Origin of the sequence: Acinetobacter rongchengensis (assembly GCF_003611475.1) — a bacterium.
In the GTDB taxonomy this organism is placed as follows: Bacteria; Pseudomonadota; Gammaproteobacteria; order Pseudomonadales; family Moraxellaceae; genus Acinetobacter; species Acinetobacter rongchengensis.
This window is the reverse complement of sequence record NZ_RAXT01000036.1, coordinates 1-24,062: the sequence shown is the minus strand read 5'-3', so window position 1 is coordinate 24,062 and position 24,062 is coordinate 1. Positions and strand designations below refer to the sequence as shown.

The 24,062-nt window shown below is 38.9% G+C and carries 20 protein-coding genes; 15 read left to right on the top strand and 5 right to left on the bottom strand.

Annotation, left to right across the window (positions count from 1 at the left end; genetic code table 11):
• Positions 1-557: 557 nt before the first annotated feature.
• The 3 genes from D7V20_RS13815 (at position 558) to D7V20_RS13805 (ending at position 3,273) form a co-directional block, all read left to right on the top strand.
• Complete coding sequence (locus tag D7V20_RS13815; RefSeq protein WP_120384770.1) at positions 558-1,550, top strand: DUF1852 domain-containing protein; 993 nt, start codon at positions 558-560, stop codon at positions 1,548-1,550.
• Between the two features lie 37 nt (positions 1,551-1,587).
• Complete coding sequence (locus D7V20_RS13810; protein ID WP_120384769.1) at positions 1,588-2,634, top strand: methionine synthase; 1,047 nt, start codon at positions 1,588-1,590, stop codon at positions 2,632-2,634.
• Between the two features lie 147 nt (positions 2,635-2,781).
• Positions 2,782-3,273, top strand: a complete 492-nt coding sequence (locus tag D7V20_RS13805) for a flavin reductase (protein ID WP_171407832.1) — start codon at positions 2,782-2,784, stop codon at positions 3,271-3,273.
• A gap of 27 nt (positions 3,274-3,300) precedes the next feature.
• On the opposite strand, the gene D7V20_RS13800 is transcribed toward D7V20_RS13805, so the two are convergent.
• Positions 3,301-3,999, bottom strand: coding sequence for a DUF1826 domain-containing protein (locus D7V20_RS13800; RefSeq protein ID WP_120384767.1), 699 nt, complete (start codon positions 3,997-3,999; stop codon positions 3,301-3,303).
• Between the two features lie 247 nt (positions 4,000-4,246).
• Between D7V20_RS13800 and D7V20_RS13795 the strand changes: the two genes are divergently transcribed.
• Both D7V20_RS13795 and D7V20_RS19870 read left to right on the top strand, forming a co-directional pair.
• Positions 4,247-4,792: a hypothetical protein gene (locus tag D7V20_RS13795; protein ID WP_120384766.1), complete on the top strand. Its 546-nt coding sequence runs from the start codon at positions 4,247-4,249 to the stop codon at positions 4,790-4,792.
• Complete coding sequence (locus D7V20_RS19870; protein ID WP_171407831.1) at positions 4,789-4,953, top strand: hypothetical protein; 165 nt, start codon at positions 4,789-4,791, stop codon at positions 4,951-4,953. Before D7V20_RS13795 ends, D7V20_RS19870 begins: the two co-directional genes overlap by 4 nt.
• Positions 4,954-5,100: 147 nt before the next feature.
• Here the strand turns inward: D7V20_RS19870 and D7V20_RS13790 are convergent, their stop codons facing one another.
• Positions 5,101-8,580 (bottom strand): indolepyruvate ferredoxin oxidoreductase family protein, encoded by a 3,480-nt coding sequence (locus D7V20_RS13790; RefSeq protein ID WP_120384765.1) that lies wholly within the window; start codon positions 8,578-8,580, stop codon positions 5,101-5,103.
• 202 nt (positions 8,581-8,782) lie between these two features.
• Between D7V20_RS13790 and D7V20_RS13785 the strand changes: the two genes are divergently transcribed.
• The 10 genes from D7V20_RS13785 (at position 8,783) to D7V20_RS13740 (ending at position 20,214) form a co-directional block, all read left to right on the top strand.
• Positions 8,783-9,721 (top strand): LysR family transcriptional regulator, encoded by a 939-nt coding sequence (locus D7V20_RS13785; protein ID WP_120384764.1) that lies wholly within the window; start codon positions 8,783-8,785, stop codon positions 9,719-9,721.
• Positions 9,722-9,928: 207 nt separating this feature from the next.
• The gene (locus D7V20_RS13780; protein ID WP_120384763.1) at positions 9,929-10,573 is read left to right on the top strand and encodes a TetR/AcrR family transcriptional regulator; all 645 of its coding nucleotides are present in this window, start codon (positions 9,929-9,931) and stop codon (positions 10,571-10,573) included.
• Positions 10,574-10,655: 82 nt separating this feature from the next.
• A complete protein-coding gene (gene acuI, locus D7V20_RS13775) occupies positions 10,656-11,633 on the top strand; it encodes an acrylyl-CoA reductase (NADPH) (protein WP_120384762.1) in 978 nt (325 codons plus the stop codon).
• A gap of 481 nt (positions 11,634-12,114) precedes the next feature.
• Entirely contained in the window at positions 12,115-13,509 is a 1,395-nt protein-coding gene (gene tcuA / locus D7V20_RS13770) for an FAD-dependent tricarballylate dehydrogenase TcuA (RefSeq protein ID WP_120384761.1), read from the top strand.
• A gap of 1 nt (position 13,510) precedes the next feature.
• A complete protein-coding gene (gene tcuB, locus D7V20_RS13765; RefSeq protein ID WP_120384760.1) occupies positions 13,511-14,656 on the top strand; it encodes a tricarballylate utilization 4Fe-4S protein TcuB in 1,146 nt (381 codons plus the stop codon).
• A 95-nt stretch (positions 14,657-14,751) separates the two neighbouring features.
• A complete protein-coding gene (locus tag D7V20_RS13760) occupies positions 14,752-15,744 on the top strand; it encodes a Bug family tripartite tricarboxylate transporter substrate binding protein (protein WP_120384759.1) in 993 nt (330 codons plus the stop codon).
• 55 nt (positions 15,745-15,799) lie between these two features.
• A complete protein-coding gene (locus D7V20_RS13755) occupies positions 15,800-16,246 on the top strand; it encodes a tripartite tricarboxylate transporter TctB family protein (RefSeq protein ID WP_120384758.1) in 447 nt (148 codons plus the stop codon).
• 12 nt (positions 16,247-16,258) lie between these two features.
• On the top strand, positions 16,259-17,761 hold the full coding sequence (locus D7V20_RS13750; RefSeq protein WP_120384757.1) for a tripartite tricarboxylate transporter permease: 1,503 nt from the start codon (positions 16,259-16,261) through the stop codon (positions 17,759-17,761).
• A gap of 49 nt (positions 17,762-17,810) precedes the next feature.
• On the top strand, positions 17,811-18,857 hold the full coding sequence (locus D7V20_RS13745) for an AbrB family transcriptional regulator (RefSeq protein WP_120384756.1): 1,047 nt from the start codon (positions 17,811-17,813) through the stop codon (positions 18,855-18,857).
• 106 nt (positions 18,858-18,963) lie between these two features.
• Positions 18,964-20,214 (top strand): DcaP family trimeric outer membrane transporter, encoded by a 1,251-nt coding sequence (locus tag D7V20_RS13740; protein ID WP_120384755.1) that lies wholly within the window; start codon positions 18,964-18,966, stop codon positions 20,212-20,214.
• Positions 20,215-20,710: 496 nt separating this feature from the next.
• On the opposite strand, the gene D7V20_RS13735 is transcribed toward D7V20_RS13740, so the two are convergent.
• The 3 genes from D7V20_RS13735 to D7V20_RS13725 form a co-directional block, all read right to left on the bottom strand.
• Positions 20,711-21,505 (bottom strand): substrate-binding domain-containing protein, encoded by a 795-nt coding sequence (locus D7V20_RS13735; protein ID WP_213072514.1) that lies wholly within the window; start codon positions 21,503-21,505, stop codon positions 20,711-20,713.
• A 95-nt stretch (positions 21,506-21,600) separates the two neighbouring features.
• The gene (gene tcuC / locus D7V20_RS13730; protein WP_120384754.1) at positions 21,601-22,911 is read right to left on the bottom strand and encodes an MFS transporter; all 1,311 of its coding nucleotides are present in this window, start codon (positions 22,909-22,911) and stop codon (positions 21,601-21,603) included.
• A gap of 280 nt (positions 22,912-23,191) precedes the next feature.
• Positions 23,192-24,062 (bottom strand): LysR family transcriptional regulator (locus tag D7V20_RS13725; protein ID WP_147395799.1); only part of this gene is annotated, 871 nt, incomplete at its 5' end.

Sequence of the window (24,062 nt, the reverse complement as noted above, 5' to 3'; positions counted from 1 at the left end):
CATTCAACTGATTCATATACTTTTAAATCTAAACCTCTAATATTTCAACAAATTGTCAAAAAAAATGAATATATTCGTGCTTTATAGTAACAACATGAGATATTTTCACTATTAAATAATATTCGTGATACCAATCCAATAGAAGCTATTATTTCTACATAGAAATTTGCTATACAAGCCTTTCTAGGCGATATATTAAGCATCTCATTCACTTTAAATACAGGAACGTGATGCAGTTTATGCTGATTTTTATTTCATTTTTAATCTGTAATGCAACCTTAGAAATACATTTTTGATACTTTTTTTGATGTTGAATAAAATTTAAAATAATTGTTTATTTTTAGATATTTAAAATTAGATCATCTAAATTAATAGCGGATAAATACTGTAATATTTTTTCTTACTTTGATTGTTTATCAACATAACAAAAAATTCATACATGAATTTCACTCATCTTTGAGTTAGATAAAATCATTTTTATTCATGTAATGATTCAGGTATAAATTACCACATAAAGAAATTCAGGTTTTATTGCAGAAAATAGGGTAGAGATCGCCATGAGTACAGAGTTTGCATGTTCAATTAAACGCATTCGTTTTGATGAAAACTATCAACCAGCAGATAACACACGCCTAACAACTAATTTTGCCAATTTAGCACGTGGTGAAAGCCGTGAGCAGAACCTACGCAATACGCTACGAATGATCAATAATCGTTTCAATGCTTTAGCACAAACAGATAACCCAAAAGGTGATCGCTATTCACTTGAAATCGATATTATTTCTGCAAATTTAGATGTTGAAGGTAATGGTCAAGCTTTCCCGATTATTGAAATGCTGAAAAGTACCATTACCGATCATCATACCAATCAACGTATCGATGGCATGATTGGTAATAGCTTCTCATCTTATGTACGTGACTACGATTTCAGTGTGGTATTAAAAGAACACAATAAAGACAATTCGACGTCGTATGCACCTGAAGGTTTTGGCGATTTACATGGAAAGCTTTATCAATACCTTGTGAATTCAGAGACCTTTAAAGCAGCGTTTAATCAACAACCTGTGATTTGTTTGAGTGTTTCAACCGCGAAGAAATATCATCGTACTGCCAATGAACACCCTATTTTAGGTGTGGAATATCAACAAGATGAATACTCACGTACCGACGAGTATTTTCATAAAATGGGCTTACAGGTTCGCTTTTTTATGCCGAAAGGTAGCGTAGCACCTTTAGCATTCTATTTTTCAGGTGATTTATTGCGTGATTACAGCGACTTTGAGCTTATTAGCGCGATTAGCACCATGGAAACATTCCAAAAAATTTATCGTCCTGAAATTTACAATGCAAATTCATCAGCAGCACAAGTGTATCAAGCAAGTCTTGAATATCCAGATTATTCATTAACACGAATCGTTTATGACCGTGTTGAACGTGGTCAATTGGCCGTAAAACAAGGTAAATGGACGGAAGAAAACTTTATCAAGCCTTATCAAGACATCCTTGAACAATGGGCTACAAATTACACTGTAAATAGTAATGCTGTTTAATTGATTTGAAATAGAACATAGAGATAGAAGATTTAAAATGGCCATTTTATTACCAACATCAACTGCGGGCAGTTTACCTAAACCTTCTTGGCTTGCAGAACCTGAAAAGCTTTGGTCACCTTGGAAACTCGAAGGTGAAGCGTTAATCGAAGCGAAACAAGATGCTTTACGTCTGTCATTGCAAGAACAGCTACATGCTGGCATTGATATTGTCAGCGATGGTGAACAGACTCGCCAACACTTTGTTACGACCTTTATTGAACATCTTGATGGTGTGGATTTCCATAAGCGCGAAACGGTTCGCATCCGTAACCGTTATGATGCCAGTGTGCCATCAGTAGTGGGGGCAGTTTCTCGTCAAAAGCCAGTATTTGTGGAAGACGCTAAATTTTTACGCAGCCAAACGACCCAACCAATTAAATGGGCATTGCCTGGCCCAATGACCATGATTGATACACTGTATGATGGTCACTACAAAAGCCGTGAAAAACTGGCGTGGGAATTTGCCAAAATCTTGAACCAAGAAGCCTTAGAACTCGAAGCTGCTGGCGTTGATATCATTCAGTTCGATGAGCCTGCATTTAATGTGTTTTTTGATGAAGTAAATGATTGGGGTGTGGCAACTTTAGAGCGGGCGCTTGAAGGTCTGAAATGCGAAACAGCGGTTCATATTTGTTATGGCTATGGTATCAAAGCCAATACAGATTGGAAAAAGACTTTAGGTTCAGAATGGCGTCAATATGAAGAAGCATTTCCTAAACTTCAAAAGTCTAAAATCGATATCATTTCACTCGAATGCCAAAACTCTCATGTGCCAATGGATCTGATCGAACTGATTCGTGGCAAAAAAGTTATGGTGGGTGCGATTGATGTCGCAACCACTACCATTGAAACACCTGAACAAGTCGCAGATACACTACGCAAAGCACTTCAGTTTGTCGATGCCGATAAGCTTTATCCTTCTACCAATTGCGGTATGGCACCTTTGGCTCGTGAAGTCGCAAGAGGTAAGCTCAGTGCTTTGAATGCAGGTGCTGAGATCATCCGGAAAGAACTTTCGACTGAATATTCACTGATAGCGTGATGTAAATGGCTACCTATTAAAGATGAAATGGGTAGCATATAGTCCATTTAAAACATGTGTCCGTTCAATTAAAACTTTTAGATGATGTGCATAACACTGCTGTTAGCACAAAGTCTAAAAGTGATGGTTCAATTTAGGAATAAGATGATGATTGAAGCAACAGACTTTAGAAATGCAATGTCTTTATTGACCAGTGCAGTTAATGTGGTGACCACGGCAGGGGCATCTGGTCGTCATGGATTTACTGCATCTGCGGTGTGTAGTGTGACGGACACACCTCCGACATTATTGGTCTGTATGAATAAAACATCTCGATCACATATGCATTTTGTAGAAAATAAAATTTTAACTGTAAATGTTTTGAGTGCAGATCATCAGCGTATTTCGAATATATTTGCATCGAAAATGAGTTCAGAAGAACGTTTTAAACATGGCACGTGGACAGAATTAGTCACTGGCGCACCTGTTTTAAATGATGCTTTGGTGAGTTTTGATTGCGAGATTGAACAAATTCAAGAAGTTGGAACACATACGATTTTTATTTGTCGTACGGTGGCGATTCAACAAGGTGAACATGAACATGGGCTTGCGTATTTTAATCGTGCTTATCATCAAGTAGGCGAGGTAGAGGTCGCTTAAATCAGCTTCATTATCTTGTATAAATTTTTAACAAATCAACAGTAATCTATATTCACCATCTTTTTCAACGGGTGCTCTATGTACACAAGGCAAGACTTTTTGCATAGGATGATCTACCGCCAAACGCCAAAGATGGCCTAAGCCTAAATTCACAGGTTTTGCATTCGGTTTAGGCTGATAATGCAGATCAAAAAAATATTCTTCTAGAAAAGTTTCAAATTCAGCTTCAGGGCCATCATGTAATTTTTTAAGCTTTTCTCTTATTTCTGGAATCAAAATTTTTTGTTCGACCTGATTATTAGGCACAATATCACTTGCAGCGCCGTGATAAGTGCAGAGGAAAGTATCTGTTTCAATCGGTGAGCGATCAACATGAAACGAATATACATCTGTGGAAATAAAATCTAGTTCGTCATCCCGTTCATAACATTTCAGTAAATTTAGTGTAGGGGATGCGCCAAAATCTGTTAATCGTTGTATATCATTTAAAATGATTTCTCTTGCGAGACTCCCTTTTTCTGAGAGTTGTAACGCTAAAAGATCTTCAATAGAAACTTCGGTAATATTCTCTTTTAACTCAAGTTTAGCCACGATTTCTTTAAAATCCCCAACTAAATTTCTATGCCAACAAAGTGCGTTCATCTCTCCTTGAAATTTGGAATTTACAAGTTCAGAGAAAGAGGAAACAACTTCAATTTGAGAAGTGTTAGAAAACGAATTTTTCATAGCAGATGTAAGTATTAAAGCATATGTAATATTATATGTTTAGTTTGATAATAGAAATGATTAATGATGCAGGGCATAAATAGATTTTTCAAAGCGTATATTATGTTACTTGAAATACCGTTGACGGTGAGATAGCCTATTACCGAAAAGTCAAGTGCAACATCAACGATTAGTTGCTGTATGTAAAAATGCAGGGTGCTGTTTGATATATTTTATTTAACATAATTTGAAGTTATGCGGTTTCAGAATGACCATTAATCACGATGTTGATGTAAGTAAAGCTAGAGAAAAATATAAAGTTTTATACGAATACTTTAAGTTACAATTTGAAGATGCAAAAGGGCAATATTTTAAACTTGAAGATAAGTCATCAAAATATTTAACTTTTTTGAATATATTTATTCCTTTGTATATTTTTGGATTTACATTTGTTTTATCAAAAATACCTGAAATCAATCAGCTTCTACTACTCAGCCTTTCACTTAGTATCATTTGTTCGTTTTTGTGCTTTTGTAGTTCTTGGTCATTTATTTTTCGTAGCCTCAAAATGATGACTATTCCTAAAATGCCAGCCGATAGGGAAGTAGTAGAGTTTTTTCATACTCATGAAAATTTAGAGAGTATTTACTGTTTTCAAGTTAATTTATACAGAGAAGGAATATTACTTTACAACGATGTAAATGATAATAAAATTAGATTAATCAATATTGCATATAAAGAAATTGCTTTTGGAAGTTGGTCATTTATGTTATCAATATGCTTGTTGTTGGCTATTAATTGGATATATTTATGAGTGATAAGAGCAAACCTACTTCTTCATCAAAACCAGTCACAGATTCTCGGCCACCTGAAATTACCAGTGGACCTCGTTTACAAGTTTCACAGAATAGTTATGATCCGACCTCACAGCGTGAAGTCTTTACAAACGTTAAAGTTCCAAGCAATAAAAAATAATAAATAAAAGAGTCCACGCTTTCTAATGGTGGACTCTAGTCTCAAATTTAAGACTCGTGAGTAAAAAATCAGTGATATATAAAATCAAGTAGCTGAACAAGATCAACACAACCTCAGTTTAATCCTGTAACAGCTACTAATATAAACCTATTGATGTTCTTTACGAAGACTCACTGAAAGCTCATCCCAACGTTGTATCGCTGCATCCATCGCTTGCATTTTAACATGACCAAAACCACGTACATCTGCGGGTAATTGAGCGATTTGCTCAGCAACAGATAAGTCATAGCTTTCAGGTGCAGAATTAATGGCTTTCACAAATGCGATATAACGATCACGCCACGCATGTTCTTTTTGACGTTCTTGCTGTAAAGCAAATGGATCAAGAAAAGTTTCTCTGAGCCACTGTAGGCGAGCAAGAATCATCATCGGAATACGCATCCAATATCCGAAAGCACGTTTGCGTATGTTGCCATGAAAGCCCAAAGCGGGCGGTGCTAAGTGATAGGTTAAATGTACACCTTGACCAAACTGAGTTTCAAGTGATTGTTTAAAGCTTTTCCCTGTAAGTAAGCGTGCGACTTCGTATTCATCTTTATACGCCATGACTCGATAGAGCTGTGTCGCAATCGTTTCAGCGAGTTCTTCAGGCAATACTTTGGCAGTTTGTTCCGCAAGTGTTCGATATTGTGTTGCATAGTCTTGATTCCAATACTCGACCAAACGCGCAGAACGATCTTCAATGAGTTCAGCCAACGTGGTTGGTTTACGCGTCGTTGGTATGGTTGCAATAATGCGTTTGGCTAAGTCAGGGTCGCTCTTCAGATGACAACCGATGCGGAAAGCTTCAAGATTTTTTTCAGTCGCCGTAGCATTTAGATGGATTGCTTTCTCAATACTTTCACGTTTCAACGGAATCTGACCTGCTTGCCAAGCCATGCCAAGTAAGATTTGATTTGCAAAGATCGCATCACCCAACACTTGTGTGGCAATACGTGTTACAGGTAAAGATATAAGTTTGCCTTGTGTCGTCCGACCACGAAGTTGATGAATCAAATCTGTAATTGGCGCATACCAATCGCGAGACTCAAGGAAATCAGAAGTAGGGGAACCATCTTCATTCACAATGACAACAGCATCAGCTTTTAAACGTGAAAGTGCTGCATTACTGCCTGCAACTATGGCATCTGCACCAATTAAAACATCACATTGACCCGCAGGAATTTTGGTTGCGGAGATTTGTTCATCTTCTATAGCAAGTTGTATATAGGAATAAACCGTACCACCTTTTTGAGCAAGTCCTGCCATATCCATAATACGTGCCGCTTTACCCTCCAAATGTGCAGCCATTCCCAATAAAGCGCCTGCTGTCACCACACCTGTACCACCAACACCACCGACCATGATGCGGATAGGATGTTGATCCAGTTCAGGAAGGATTGGCTTTTCTGGCCAGCCATCTTGTATACCTTTGAATATTTCTGGGCGTTTCATATCGCGGGTATGTACGGTGACAAAACTTGGACAGAAACCTTCGACACAAGAGAAATCTTTGTTACAACTACTTTGATTAATTTGACGTTTGGTTCCTAATGCTGTTTCAACTGGTTCAATAGACAAACAATTCGATTGTTTAGAACAGTCACCGCAACCCTCACAAATTTCACTATTGATAAAAACCCGTTCTGCAATATCAGGATAGGCATTACGTTTACGGCGACGACGTTTCTCACTGGCACAAGTTTGCACATAAATTAACGCTGTAACGCCAGAAATCTCTCGTAATTTGCGTTGCACATCATCGAGCTCATTTCTGTGGTAAATCTCGACGTGAGCAGCAATACCTTCTTCGGCATGAATCAACTCAGGTTCATCTGTAACAATGACTTGTTTTGTGATTCCTTCTGCATCCAGTTGTCGAGTTAACTGTGCTACGCTCAGATGACCATCGACATGCTGTCCACCCGTCATTGCCACTGCATCGTTATAGAGAATTTTGTAGGTTATAGTGAGTTTGGCTGCGATTGCTTGGCGTATGGCAAGATAACCTGAATGGAAATAGGTTCCATCGCCTAGATTGGCAAAAATATGTTTTTCATTAGTGAAATGGGAAGCGCCAGCCCAACTTACGCCTTCGCCGCCCATTTGCGAGAATGTTTCTGTTCCATGATTCTGTAATACAGCAATAAAGTGACAGCCGATTCCACCTAATGCACGACTGCCTTCGGGTAATGTTGTTGAGGAGTTATGCGGGCAACCGCTACAAAAGAAAGGTTTGCGTTCTACGATATCAGTCACACGCTGTGATATTTGTTCAGCATTTTCTAACCGTTCAAGTCTATTTTGAATTTGTGTTTTTAAGCTTTCTGGAATGTCTAATTTCAAGAACCGAGCTGCCAACATCTTTGCAATTGGTTCGGGTTGGAACTCATAGTGACCAATCAAAGGTGCTTCATCAATCGATGTACTCCATTCACCTTTGCCATCAGTTGCTTTACCAATGATACGAGGGCGTTTGTCATCTGGAAGTGCATAGAGCTCATCTTTAATTTGCGCTTCAATAATCGGACGTTTCTCTTCTATAACGATCAGTTCTTCTAACCCTTCGGCAAATTCACGCAGACCTTGTGGTTCTAGAGGCCAAATTAAAGCAACTTGATATACTCTCAGTCCGAGTTGTTGGGCTATTTCACCTTCAATTCCAAGAATGCGTAAGGCTTCAATCGTATCTAAATAACCTTTTCCACTTGCTGCAATACCAATTCGAGCGTTAGAACAGTGCAATGTCACCTGATTGAGTTTATTTTCACGGGCATAGGCCAATACAGCAGGTAAACGATATTGATAAAGACGTTGTTCTTGTTGGATGCCGTGATCAGGCCAACGAATATTGACACCATCTTTAGGCATTTGCACATTTTGAGGTAAAGCAGGAACAATACGATCTAAATCCACATGCACAGAAGCGGAGGTTTCGACAATTTCACTGACCAATTTCATCGACGTCCATACACCTGCAAAGCGTGACATAGCCACCGCATGTACACCTAAGTCAAGAATGTGTTGTATTGAAGTTGGGTAAAAAATTGGAATACCACAACCGATCATGACGTGTTCTGATTGGTGTGGAATACTTGAAGATTTACAAGAATGGTCATCACCAAAAAAGGCAACCACACCACCATGTTCTGATGTTCCTGCAAGATTGGCATGACGTAGCGCATCTCCTGAGCGATCAACACCGGGACCTTTGCCATACCACCAAGCCGTTACTCCATCATATTTACCTTGACCTGCGAGATTGGCTTGTTGAGTCCCCCAAATTGCAGTAGCAGCAAGATCTTCATTTACGCCAGGTTGAAAAATAACATGATGGTCTTTGAGTATGCCTTCAACTTGCCAAAGAAAATGATCATAATTTCCGACAGGAGAACCACGATAACCTGAAATAAAACCAGCAGTATGATAACCATTTAATGTATCGCGCCGTGTTTGCGCAAGAGGTAAGCGCACCATGGCCTGAATACCTGTCATATAGGCTGTGCCGTCATCACTGAGATATTTATCTTCAAGTGATACATCTTTTGTTGGAATCTTGATTGGCGTGAATTTTGTCGCGATATTCATTCATGTCTCCTTAGAATTGTGTAGTTCGAACTACTTTCTTTTCTCAACATCCCGTTGAATATTTGGAGTTAATCACATACTTAGAAAAAGATTGATCAGCGCATTTAAGACAATATAACTGTTCAATCTATGTACATTAATGTCATTGTGGTTGATCCAGACTGGTGCAACAATGCGTAATTAAGAAAAAGATATTTACGTTATGCGCAAAAATCTTGAGGGTGGATTACTCCATGCAATGCATGCTTTCCTAAAAGTGATTGATAGCGGAAGCTTTACCGCTGCTGCAGAGCAGATGGAACTGACTACGGCACAAGTATCCCGACTGATTAGCGAATTAGAAGGGCGTTTAGGAACAAAATTATTACAACGATCGACAAGACAGCATGCATTGACCGATATCGGTGCAACGTATGCAGAGCAATGTCGTCAAGTACTTGCGATGGTAGAAGAAGCTGAAGCTCAAGCCATGGGAATGGCAAGCAAACCTCAAGGAAAACTTCGTGTTTTGAGTATGGCCAGTTTTGGACATCATTATATATCTCCGATGATGGCTGAGTTCTGTCAAGCCTATCCAGAACTTACGGTTGAATATCGTACTTCGCAGAATGTCCCCGACCTTTTAGGTAAAGGAATTGACGTAAGTTTATATCTGACGGAATCTTTGGCCGATTCTAGATTTGTTGCTCGTCGAATAGGAACAATATTTTCATTACTTTGCGCCTCGCCAGCCTATTTAGAAAAATATGGTGAGCCAAAGTCATTAGAGGATCTACAAAAACATGCCTGTTTAAGATTGGTGAACCCATCGATTACACCGCAATGGCATCTCGTAAGTGAAAATAGTTGCTCGTATCAAATTGATATTTCAGGGCAATTGATTGCAGATACCCCAGAGTTATTATTAGACATGGTGCAACAAGACATGGGGATTGCATTACTTCCAACTTTTGCTGTGATCGAAGCGATACGTACTGGGCGTTTATGTCGTGTCTTAGCAGATTGGAGATCACCTGATATTGCTGTTTATACCTTACTACCATCGCGTCATTTTATAGATGCTAAAACAAGAGCGTGGTTAACATGGGTTGAACAGCATATTTCGCCTAAAATTCAGCGTGATACAGCCTATTTTTTATAACGCCAATTCATTATAAAGCTCATAGGAAAACATTAAAGAAATTACGTGATTAAAAAATATTCACTAAACAAGAGAAAGATGAACTTTAAGGGAAAATTAAATAAAATCAATTTTTTATCTTGAAAATACCTTTGCAATATAGATCAGATTATTCAATTGAATAATCTGATAGTTGATATTTCTAGTCGTATCGTCTATTTTCATTATATGAATTATTCAGCCTTACCCAAGAGACCGCGTGGTCGACCAACTAAACATGGCAGTAACTATGCAGACACTAGAGATGTGTTAATACGCAGAGGTATCGAGTTACTGACTGAACGTGGAATGAATGCTATGAGCTTGGACGATCTTATGAAATCAGTCCAAGTTCCTAAAGGGTCTTTCTACCATTATTTTGCCAATAAAGAGGCTTTTATTTTAGAAGTTTTAGATGCTTATGAGCTTTATTTTGTGAAACGATTGAATAAGTTTTTAAGTCAAACTGATCTTTCCCCACAAGAAAGGCTGCAAAATTTTGTAAAAGATGCAGGTGAAAAACTGCAAAAATATGATTTTAAACGAGGCTGTATTTTGGGTAACTTAGGACAAGAAGTTTCATATTTGTCTGCTGAGATTATTGCTCGAATCGAAAGTATCTTTAAGATATGGGAGAAAATGGTTTCGGACTGTCTATATCAGTCAAATTCACAATATAGCGAAGCTGAGTGTAATGATGCTGCTTATCAGTTTTGGATTGGGTGGGAAGGTGCAGTTCTGAGAGCGCGTTTAGTCAAATCAACAAGCCCTTTAGATGCATTTTATCGCTTATTTGCTATTCGTGCAGGACAGTTCAGCCATATTAAAGATTAATTAAAAAAATAAATGTAGACATCTGCATTTATTTTTTAATTAATTCTAGACAAGCAGTCTAATTAAATAGAGAGGAAGTTCTATGTATAAAGGTATTGTAATTACGAAAGATGATGAGGGTTATGCATCAAAAATTGCAGAGATTACCCCGAAGCCTTTGGAAGATGGGGAGGTGAGGGTCGAAGTCAAATATTCAACATTAAATTATAAAGATGCATTAGCCATTACAGGGCGTTCACCAGTGGTGCGTAGTTTTCCGCTGAGCCCTGGCATCGATTTTTCAGGTGTTGTAATTGAATCAAACCATCCAGCATGGAAAGAAGATGACGAAGTGCTACTGAATGGTTGGGGCGTAGGTGAAAAGTACTCTGGAGGGTTAGCTGAGCAAGTCACTATTTCTGGTGATTGGCTCATACAAAAACCGTCTGCTTTTTCTTTTAAAGATACGATGGTTATTGGTACAGCTGGTTATACCGCAATGTTATGTGTTATGGCTTTGCAAAAGCATGGCATTAAACCAAGTGATGGAAAAATTTTAGTAACTGGTGCAAATGGTGGAGTGGGGAGTATTGCGATTATTCTTTTGAAGCATCTTGGTTATGAGATTACAGCTTCAACTGGTCGAGCTCAAGAGTCAGAATATTTAAGCTATTTAGGTGCAAGTGAAATTATTGATCGTGCTGAATTAGCTTCACAAGGAAAGCCGCTAAACAAGGAAATTTGGGCGGGTGTGATTGATACTGTTGGAAGTCATACTCTGGCCAATGCATGTGCTAGTACCAAGTATCGTGGTGCTGTTGCAGCATGCGGTTTGGCAGGTGGAATGGATTTTCCAGCAACGGTTGCTCCATTTATTCTGAGGGGGATTACCTTATATGGAATTGATAGCGTGATGGCACCAATCGAATTAAGAAAAGAAGCTTGGGAACGTTTGGCTAGAGAGTTAGATCAAACCAAATTGGAAGCAGTAACAACTGAAATTCAGTTAACAGATGCTTTAAATATTTCCAATGAAATTTTAGATGGAAAAATTCGAGGTAGAGTTGTTGTAAAACTATAATTCGACAATTCGTCAAAATAAGTTATTGTGGGAAATGCTTTTAGCCTTAAAAAATTCTGCCTAAAATAACTTCAGTGATGAAGCGATGAAATCCTTATAAGAAAAGGCTTTCATCGTTTTTAACTTGTAAGTTACACAGTATTATCTTCCTTAAATATCATGCCGTTGTATGAAACATCGTGCCAAAAAACTTATCAGATGGATAAAGGTTAATTCATCCTTAAAATGAATTTCTAGAACAGGATTAAGTGAATTATCTGATCATTATTTCTAAAAAAGAGCGATCAGTAGCCAGTTTTATCACTAAATTGACAATTATATTTAATATTAAGCAATTGATAAGTAAAAATTTATAATCAAATATTGAACTATTAGACTTTTGAACTATTTAGTTTTAATAAAGACCTATTTAAATCTTTCGCATTACTGTGCCTTCTTGTTTTGAGTTTTAATTGTTCAAAATTCGAGAGGGAAAGGTCGAATGCATGATGTAATAGTGATTGGCGGTGGGAATGCCGCATTGTGTGCAGCTATTACTGCGCGAGAGGCAGGGGCGTCCGTATTACTCATCGAAGCAGCTCCAAAAGAATGGCGTGGAGGAAATTCACAGCACACACGTAACTTGCGCTGTATGCACGATGCTCCACAAGATGTATTGGTAGATATTTATTCTGAAGAAGAGTATTGGCAAGATTTACTCAAAGTTACTGCTGGAAAAACCAATGAACATTTAGCCCGTCTAGTCATTCGTACTACAGCGAATTGTCGTGACTGGATGCGTAAACATGGGGTAAATTTTCAACCGCCTTTATCTGGCGCGCTCCATGTTGCCCGTACCAATGCTTTTTTTATGGGTGGGGGTAAAGCGTTGGTCAATGCCTATTTTAGAAGCGCCCAAGAGCTCGGTGTAGAAATCCTTTACAACACTAAAATTGACAAACTAATTATTGAAAATGGCAAATTTATCTCTGCAATTGCAGCAGATGGTACTCGCTTTGATGGTGCATCTTGTGTTTTAGCTGCAGGCGGCTTTGAATCTAATCTTGAATGGTTAAGAGAAGCTTGGGGACAAAACGAAAATGGTGAATGGCCCGCAGATAACTTTATTATTCGTGGCACTCGCTTTAATCAGGGGAACTTACTGAAATTTATGATGGATGAAGGTGCTGATATTATCGGTGATCCATCTCAGTCACACTGTGTAGCAGTTGATGCCCGTGCTCCTTTATATGATGGCGGTATTTGTACCCGTATTGACTGCGTGTCTTTAGGTATTGTTGTCAATAAAAATGCTGAGCGTTTTTATGATGAAGGTGAAGATTTCTGGCCAAAACGTTATGCAATATGGGGACGTTTGGTTGCTCAGCAACCGAGTCAAATTGCTTATTCAATTATCGATTCAAAATCAGTAGGTAAATTTATGCCACCTGTTTTTGAAGGGACTCAAGCAAACAGCATTGAAGAACTCGCCCAAAAATTAAATTTAGATGTGGCGACCTTATCCAAAACAGTAAGGGACTATAACCAAGCCTGTGTTGAAGGTGAGTTTAACCACACCGTGCTGGACAATTGTCATACTGAAAATTTAAGCCCAGCAAAAACGCATTGGGCAGTCCCACTCGATCAACCTCCATATTATGCCTATGCCTTAAGACCAGGAATTACCTTTACCTATTTAGGTCTGAAAGTTGAAGATGATGCTGCGGTACGTTTTAACGATATCGCAAGTCCAAACTTATATGTGGCAGGTGAGATGATGGCAGGTAATGTTCTTGGTCAGGGCTATACTGCGGGTGTTGGGATGTCGATTGGAACCACTTTTGGGCGTATCGCTGGTAAAAATGCGGCATTAGCTGCACTCAAGCAGGGAGCTTAAAATGAACTCTAATACAAAAAACCTCATTCCTTTGGTACAACTTACTGAAAATGAACAACAAGTAAAGCAGGCTTTACAGATTTGTAATGCATGTCGTTACTGTGAAACTTTTTGTGCCGTTTTCCCTGCAATGACCAAGCGTTTAGAGTTTACTCAGGCTGACATTCATTATATGGCCAACTTGTGCCATAACTGTGGTGCATGTTTACATGCCTGCCAATATGCACCACCACACGAATTTGGCGTGAATATTCCTCAGGCCATGGCTCAAGTCCGCTTGGAAACTTATCAAGCGTTTGCAGTACCAGCCTCTTTTGGTGCCATTTACAAAAAAACAGGGATTGCTTTGGTGTCAGGAATGACACTTAGCTTCTTCTTATTGATGTTGGCTGGAGTTTGGCTAAATGGCACAGACTTATTGGGGCAATATCAAGGTGACTTTTACGCAATTTTCCCGCATAACTTTTTAGCAGTTTTATTTGGTTCTGTCTTTATCACAGCCATTCTACTATTAGGTTTGGGAGTCGCAAAGTTTTGGAATAAAACTTCTGAAATTATTCCACAGGGGGTGGCTCAACTAGACATTCTACAAGCCTCAAAAAATGTGTTGACGCTGAAATATCTCGATGGAGGACATGGTAAAGGCTGTAATGAAGAAGATGATCGTTACACCCAAATACGTCGTGTATTTCATCATTTTACAATGTACGGATTTTTATTGTGCTTCTTAGCAACAAGTGTAGCGACTTTCTATCATTACTTTTTAGGTCTAGAAGCACCGTACGGATATACCAGCTTGCCTGTTATTTTAGGCACATTGGGAGGGATTGGTTTGGTCATTGGCCCAATAGGTCTTCTCCATCTAAATATCAAACGCCATCCATTGCATGGTGATGCTAAACAAAAGCCAATGGATCGCGGTTTTATCTTCTTATTGTTATTGATCAGTATTACTGGACTAGCACTACTGGCATTCCGTGACAGTTCTGCAATGACACTTTTGCTGATCATACATTTGGCGACCGTTATGACTTTCTTCTTAACAATTCCTTTTGGCAAGTTTGCTCATGGTTTTTACCGTAGTGCAGCATTGCTGAAGTTTGCTGTGGAAGAACGTGTTGCGAAACATAAGGTCAAAACTAAATAGCCTTTTAACCATGATTGTGCCAAGGAGGTCGATCACGGTAATAGGTCAAAATTGAAAATTTAATAGAGTAAACACGTTATAAGGATGTATTGAATATGAAAAATTTTAAATTACTTGCGTTAGCATGCATCAGCGTGACAATGGTTGGATGTAATTCAGGAAATACTTCTAAGGCGGCAGGTCAGCCTAAACGTCCAGAATGTATAGCTCCAGCCAAGCCTGGTGGTGGTTTTGACATGACTTGTAAACTGATTCAGTCTGGTTTTAAACAAACAGAACAGCTCAAAGAACCGATCCGTGTCACGTATATGCCAGGAGGCGTAGGTGCTGTTGCTTATAATAAGATTGTCAACAATGATCCTGCAAACAATGATGCCGTGATTGCGTTTTCGACAGGTTCACTTTTGAACTTGGCACAAGGGAAGTTTGGGCACTTCACTGAAAAAGATGTGAAATGGTTATCAGGTGTAGCCGTGGATTATGGTTTGGTTTCAGTTCATAAAGACTCGCCGTTGAAAAACCTTGATGACTTGATGAAAGCCCTACGAGAAAACCCGAAAGCTATCAGCTTTGGTGGAGCTGGGAGTGTCGGTGGTCAAGACTGGATGCAAACTGCAATGTTGGCAAAAAAAGCAGGCATTAATCCGAGCGATTTGAGATTTGTTGCGCTTGAAGGTGGCGGTGAGGTTCTCACTTCATTACTGGGGCAACATATTCAAGTGGGTGTTGGTAATGTCAGTGAAGTAGGTTCACACCTAGAATCAGGTAATATTCGTATTTTGGCAGTATTTGCCGACAAACGCTTAGAAGGCAAATTTGCTCAACTACGTACTGCGAAAGAGCAAGGCTATGACATAGAGTGGCCTGTAATCCGTGGTTTCTATATGGGACCAAAGGTTAGTGATGAGGCGTATGGTTGGTGGAAAAATGCCTTCGATAAAATGATGGCTGACAAGAAATACGATGCCATTCGTAACAACCAAGATTTACTGCCATTTCAAATGACTGGTGAAGAGCTGACTGCCTATGTATATAAGCAGACTGAAGAAATGCGTCAATTGTCTCAAGAATATAAATTATCAAAATAACAGATGATCTGAGCTGAGAGCTCAGTTCTTAGCTCATTTTTTGTTTTGAGGATAGATGATGAAATCTGAACGGATTCTTACCGCCATTATTGCAGTATGTGGATTATTTTTGTTGATCTACGCAAGCAATTTTGAGGCCCCTATTTCCTATGATCCAGTAGGACCTAAAGCTTTCCCTATTTTATTAATGGGGTTAATTACAGCCAGTGCAGTGTACCTCACAGTGCGACCAGCCATTATGTTTGAACCTGTTGAATTGCATTGGACAAAACACCTACTTGGTAAGTTAGTGTTATGTACGATCGCTTTAATAGTATATGCATTGGTTTTTGAATGGCTTGGTTTTATTGCTGCAACACTGTTGATGACAGTTGCAGTGGGTAAACTTTTCCATGGCAAAACTATACCAGTTTTGATTACTGGATTGGTACTGAGTGTTAGTACCTATTATATGTTTGACCGTTTCTTGGATGTGCCATTACCACTTGGAATTTTTGGTTAAGGATGACCCGATATGGACATATTAAGTTTTTTAATGACAGGTTTCGAGGTTGCCTTACAACCACAAAATCTCCTAATTGCCTTTATTGGTGCATTTATTGGAACAATTGTAGGATTACTGCCAGGTTTAGGCCCGATTAATGGTGTGGCAATTTTATTGCCTTTTGCTTATGCATTAGGTCTACCAGTCGATAGTGCATTAATTCTATTGGCAGCAGTCTATTTGGGTTGCGAATATGGAGGACGTATTTCAGCGATTCTCTTAAACGTACCGGGGGATGCTGGGGCAATTATGACCACCTTAGATGGTTATCCATTGGCACAGCAAGGAAAAGCAGGAATTGCTCTGTCTTTGTCTTCAGTCAGTTCCTTTATTGGCAGTACCGTTGCATTTATTGGAATTGTCTTGTTTGCTCCTATATTGGCCAAATGGGCAATCGCATTTGGTCCAGCTGAATACTTTGCACTGATGGTCTTTGCTATTGTTTGTTTAACGGGTTTGGTCAGTACCCAACCCTTTAAAACTTTGATTATGGCTTTAATGGGCTTGGCGCTTTCAACTGTAGGGATGGATGCGATTACAGGTGTTTATCGCTTTACCTTTAACAGTGTGGGCTTAAGTGATGGAATTGCATTTACAACTTTGGTGATCGGTTTATTTAGTGTAAGTGAAATCTTATTACTGCTTGAGCGGACTACAATTGGTAAAGTCGCGATGGAGCAAGGAAAGCGTTCGCTATTCAACTTAAAGGAATTTCTAAGTTCTTTAGCTACAATTATTCGTGGTGCACTGATTGGTTTCTTCTCGGGAATTTTACCTGGAGCAGGTGCAACCGTTGCAAGTGCCATGGCATATACCACTGAGCGTAAAATGGCGAGCGATAATAGTCAGTTCGGTAAAGGAGATCTGCGTGGTCTTGCTGCACCCGAAAGTGCCAATAACGCAGCAGCTTGTGGTTCATTTGTCCCAATGTTGACTTTGGGCGTACCAGGTTCAGGTACGACTGCGGTAATGATGGGTGCATTGCTTATGTACAACATTACGCCAGGCCCTCAATTATTTGCTCAGGAACCTGTATTGGTGTGGTCACTGATTGCATCTTTAATGGTCGGTAACATCATCCTGTTGGTATTGAACTTACCATTGGTAGGTTTCTTTGCCCGCATGCTCAGTATTCCTAATTATATTCTCATCCCGATTATTGCGAGTGTCAGCTTTGTTGGGGTGTACGCGATTCATACCAATATCTTTGACTTGCTGTTATGTATGGGCTTGGGCGTATTTGGATATATCTTGAGAAAGTTTGATTTCCCATTGGCGCCGTTGATACTTGGCTTCGTTCTAGGACAATTGATGGAGTCTAATTTACGTCGTGCCTTGTCTATTTCTCAAGGTGAACTCAACATTTTGTGGAGCAGTAACATCAGCATGGGGCTTTGGATCATGTCGGCCTTGTTATTGATCTTACCAGTGGTACGTAAGTACTTGTTTATCAAAAAACAACAAGCTTCTTAACGGAATGGCAATAATAGTCAGCAGCAGTTGACTATTATTGCCCAAAATTATGAAAACAATCAGCTCAAATATCAAAGGCTTGGTTCTGGCTCTAATGGGTGCTGTATTTGCGCATTATGTGCATATTCCTTTGCCATGGTTGCTAGGTCCATTGTTAACGGCCTTGCTACTGGGTAGCGTTGGTCATCCACTCAGCTGTGATCCGCGCTGGCGACGTGTAGGGCAAGTCATTATTGGCATGGCCTTAGGTCTATATTTTACACCAGCACTGGTACAAGCCGTGGCAGCTTATTGGGGCTTTATCCTGATTGGAATCGCATGGTCACTCCTACTTGGAACTATGTTGGCAGCGTTGCAATATCGAATTAATGCCTTAGATTGGGCTACCGCATGGTTTTCTTCAGCAATTGGCAGTGCCAGTGAGATGGTGAATATTGCAGAACGTCATCAGGCGCAAGTCGACAAAGTGGTTGCTGCACATAGTTTGAGAATTGTGATTCTGGTTGTACTCGTTCCTGTTTTTATGGAGCTTTATTTTCAAGTCGACTGGTCTGGATTGCATATACAAGATACGGAACGATTTGGCTTTTTTCAGGTCATGTTGTTGTTTTTTCTCGCTCTGTTTGTTGGTAAGGTTTTTCAATTTTTCAATATTTTGAATGCATGGATCTTGGGGCCACTCGCCATTATTGGGTTGTTGTCATTCTATGGAATGCTTCAAATGAGATTGCCTGAATGGTTTATTGCTTTTGGTCAAGTCTGTATTGGCTGGTCATTGGGGAGTAAATTTCCGTTTAGTTTTTTAAAGAACAATAAAAAATTTATTGCGATGACACTGGTATTCAATTTACTGGCTTTAGGCTTCTCGATCTGTTTCGCATTGTTATTGGTCAATTTAAGCCATACGGAAAAACAGCTTTTGATTTTAGGGTTTTCACCGGGAGGAATTGCAGAAATGTCGCTCATGGCGAAAGCGCTTGGACTTGCGGTGCCCATTGTTGTGGCATTTCAACTTTCTAGATTAATTTTTGTAATTCTGACCACTCATTTCTTTTATCAACGCAGTCTTCAACTGTTTTTTAAATCTGAAAAATAAGACGTTATAAGCTGCTGTACAGGCTCATTTAGGGGGGAACTATACCTACAGTTTTTGTAAATGGATGAACAATATATTTATTGAAATAAAATACATGGAATACAAAATGAAATTAAACTCACCGAAGATGGTACTCATCGCTAGTTTGACCACAATCACTACATTCACTCATGCAAATCCAAACAGTGAAATTGAACAATTGCGTGCTGAAGTAAATGAGCTTCGACAAATGCTTCAAGCTCAGCAAGTGAAATTGGTTAATAATTTAAACATCACATCAGCGGCAGAAACTGGTACAAGCAAACCCATTGAAAAAAATACCCAAACAATAAGCAAGTGGCAAACCAAATCGGGTACTCATGTGGAGCTATACGGATTTGTTCGTGCTGATGTTGCGTACCAGATTGAAGGTGCAAAAGATATGTTTAATCGTATTAATAGCGTGGTACTAGAAGGGGATCCGAGTAAAAAAGCCACTGAAGATCGCTTGGATACGACAGTAAATGCTACACGTATTGGACTAGATTTTACTACTCCTTTAGCTGAGCAAATCTTAAAAGGAAAAATTGAAATAGATTTTCGTGGTGGACAGAACAAAGATTCAGCACGGTTACGGCATGTTTATTTAAATTATAATGATTGGTTGATTGGTCAAACGACGTCTAATTTTCTTTCAACAGAAACAGCACCAGAAATGCTTGATTCAAATACTGCTTTAGGTGGCGGTACCACGCGTAATCCAATGGTGCGTTACTCGCAATCCATCAATCCATTCACATATTACTTAAGTTTAGAAAAAGGTAATGAAGAGAACCGTTTGCCCTTACTGGCAGGTAAAGTTAAACATGAATTTGCCACAGGTAAAGGTGTAATGACTATACGCGGTCTACTACAAGACGTACGGTTACGTAGTGAAAATGATGAAACAGAATTGGGTTGGGGAGCAGCTGTGGGGCTTCGCTATAAAATCACACCATCCTTATTATTCAATATGAACTATTCGCATGTTTCTGGTGACAATAAACTACTTCTAGCAAGTTCCGATAACCGTCGTTATATCCAAAAAGACGATGGCATCGAATTGATAGATTTTGATGCATTTCAAATGGGGCTTACCTATCAATTTAATCAAAAGCTGAGAAGTACTCTCGGCTATGGTGCCTTAGTCTATGATGATAAAGATTATATTACCAAAGATGCCAATGAGAAGTTACAACAGGGTTGGGTCAATATGATGTTCAAACCCAATAAACCTTTAACTTTTGGAATGGAATATGTCTATGGTGAGCGTAATACTGTGAATGATCGAATTGGTAAAGATAATCGTATAGAAATGATGGCGAAATATGAATTCTAGAACAAAATTGATGTTTTACAGATATCCACTTTTTTGATTTCCAGCACCATAAGTTCAAATAAATCATTGGCTCAAGTAATGCTATTCATATGGCTTTACTTGAGCTTTTATATTTTACGTTTTTAGCGATTCAAATTGATTGAGCAACAAGTCATTACCTAAGACCTATAGAATTGTGAGGAGAATAAAAAGTCAATTTATAGAACTTTTACAGCAACTTATAATACCGCCTTCAATCAAACAATAACCAAAATCAGATTTAAGGTCCTTTGCTCATTTTTCAAAATGGTCGGATAAAAACTTGGCTAAGTGATCTATGAAAAGTAGCACAAGTAAAAAATGGAGGTGTAGGAAGTCCAAACAGGGAAATGCTGAACGAGTAAGGATTAATCGAAATTTTGAAAAATGATTTTGAATTGCTGGTTTTAAATATTGATTTGCATAAATAACTCATAAAAAAGCAACATCTTGTTTAGATGTTGCTTCAAACAGCCTTTTATTGTTTGATCTGTTCTAGACCTTGATCTTCAATAATTTGTGTTGCTTGTGGTGATTTCACAAATTGAATTAATTCATTAGCCGCTTTTTCAGAATGGGTATTTTTGCCAATACCTGCTGAAAAAATCGTAACTTTCTGATAAGGGGCAGGAATAGGCCCAACTAACTCAACTTGCCCATATTGACCTGTAAAGGGTTTGATTTCGCTAATTTGCTGGAATCCAATATCAAATTGTCCTTCTGCGACACGTTTAGCGACTCGATCTCCAACTACTTTTTCAGCTTTACTAGAAATGACTTTATATTCAACTGGCGGGAAACTTGGAAAAACATTCTTTTCCAGATGTGTACCACTTGCACTTGCGGAATAACCAATATGTTTTGCATTTAACAAAACCTTCTCGAATTTTTCTGCAGAACTAATATCTGGTTTTTTAGTACCTTTAGGAACAGCCATACCAATACTAGATTTAACCAATTCACGTTGTGAATTTGGCTCTACATACCCTTTATCTGCTAATTTATTGAGCTCAGGAGCAGCAAGAACCACAACATCAAAACGTTCTCCACGATCGAGTCGGTTTGGTATAGCAGTTGGAGATGCCCCCATCGAAGAACCTGATGAAAGATGAACCGTATGGCCTGTTTGTTTCTCAAATACAGGAATCAGTTTTTCCATTGATGAATAAAAGCCACCAGAGCTAATGACTTCTAGCGTATCTGCATTCGTAAATGAAGATACTAGACCAGCACTGGCGCAGAGAATTGACTTTAAAATAGTGGTTTTTTTCATATACTGCCTCATTTTTAAAAGAGCGCACAGTACGGAAACTTAAGATGAACCGCACTGTCCATTTCATTAAAACTAAAGTTGGAATGTAGTCTGGGTTAAGCGTTTATTTTTGCTTGTTCAACAATTGGATCAGACGTGTTTTGTTGAGATCCGCGACATAGATATAAGCTTGAAATTAAGCTACATGCAGCGGCTAACATGAGCCAGTAAGCAGGTGTACTCGCATTTCCAGTAGTTTCGACAAGGAATGTACATGCCATAGGCGTCATACCGCCAAAAATAGCTGCTGCAAGACTAAAAGCTAAAGAGAAGCCTACAGTACCGACACGCTTTGGCATGACTTCGGCAAGTGTGGCTACCATGGTGCCGTTATACATACCAAAGAAGAATGAGAAATAAGCAAGTGTAATCAGGAGATGCGTGAAACTAATGTCGCTCACTAACCAGCTCAAAACTGGGTAGCTTGTAAACATTGCGAGCGCAGTAATTCCAACCAAAACAGATTTACGACCAATCTTGTCTGAAAGCAAGCCACCCATCGGTAACCAGAAGAAATTAGAGAGCCCCACAAACACAGTGGCTAACAGGCTGTCAGTTACAGACATTTCTAATGTACGTTTTGCATATACAGTGGTGTATACAGTAATAAAATAGAATGTGGTGGTTGTCATGGCACTCAACATCATGCCAGCAAGGACAATACGCCAGTTGTTTACCAATGTATGGAAAATTTCTTTTGAGGTTGGATGTGATTTTTGCGCTTTGAAATCATCTGTTTCCTCTAAAGTACGACGGAATAAAAAGATTAATGGAATAATTAAACAGCCAATCAGAAATGGAATACGCCAACCCCATTCACCGACTTGAGCATTCGTTAAAACCGTATTCAGCCAATAACCAAGTGATGCAGCAAACACAACCGCAATTTGTTGGCTTCCAGATTGCCAACTGGTAATAAATCCACGATTTTTATCGGTTGAAATTTCTGCCAAATAAATAGAGACACCACCAGACTCAACACCTGCTGAAAAGCCTTGTAATAAACGACCGATAACCACCAAGATTGGAGCAATTATGCCTATAGTTTCATAGCCAGGAACAAAGGTAATTAAAATAGTTCCCATAGCCATTAGACTGAGCGTTACAATTAAGCCTTTGCGACGACCGACTTTATCGACATAAGCACCCAGAAAAATTGCGCCTAAAGGGCGCATGAGGAAACCCGCTGCGAATACGGTAAATGTCATCATTAAAGAGACATATTCATTTTCAGAGTGGAAAAATTTTGCTGCGATATAAGTGGCATAGAAACCAAAAAGAAAAAAATCGTACTGCTCTAAAAAGTTGCCACTGGTTACATTTAATATTTTTTTGAAAGTGGCTGTACGATTATTGACGCTATCCATTGGAGACCTCCTTGGCCTGACAACATGGAAACATTCACAATCTTCAATTTGGATACTTTAAGTTAAAACTTTTATAAGAGCCCCAAATTACGCTTGGGCTGAGTAAAGATTTAAAAGCAACCCTCATATAAAATCATGAAGCCTTGTTTCCTGTTTTGACTACACTTTACATTTCGATAAATAGAAACTCATTTATCATTCGGTGCAAAATGTAATCCTAAAAAGCATGAGGAGGAGAGAGGACAGCGTTAATTAGGTATTTAATAAAATTAATGGTTCTCTAAAATATATTTTCAGCACACGGCCAACTTTGATTTTGTATAAGTTCTCTTACGCAAGCACGTATTGCTGATTTTGCGGCTAATGCAGCAGGGGATAATTCATCTTCTGCTAGGCTAACAAGATAATTGATTCGTTCAATTTCTGGCTCAACGACTTTCAGTAATTCTAATTTAGGCTGGTATTCTGGCAGGCAAGCACTTCCTGGTCGAACACTTGCAATGTCTAGATGTATCAGGCTATCCATAAGTAAACGCAGACCATCAATTTCATAAACGACATTGAGTTGTCCGATTTTATGTTCTAAAAGTTTTCTTAAACTGTGTCGCTGGCGTGGCAGGACTAAAGGAATGTCTCCGATTTGTTGAGACTGGATAATGCCACTCTTGATACATTCAGCAAGGCCATATTCTTCCAGAACCTCTTTTCGAGCCATTAAATACATTTGTTCTCGAACCATTGGTTCTATCGACCACTGTTTATCAATCTCATTAGTAAAAATAATGGCAAGATCAAGTTGACGTGCATTGATGGACTGAATTAGGTTGCCAGATAATGTTTCCACGATTTCAAGATGAATGTCAGGATAGCGCTCAGACATTAATTTCATTAAAGGTATGCCAAGTAAAGCCATAATGGTTGGTGGAAAGCCAAGGCTGACATGTCCAGAAAGTCTAGCTGAATGAGCGGCATCTACTGCAAAGTTGATTTGTCTTAGAATTAACTGAGATTGTTTAAAAAAAGCCAGACCTGCGGGTGTTGGAGTAACGCCAAATGCATTTCTCTGCAATAAACGAATACTAAGTTCTTGTTCTAGTTTACTAATTTGCTGACTAATTGCTGAAGCACCGACATCTAACTTTTGAGCTGCT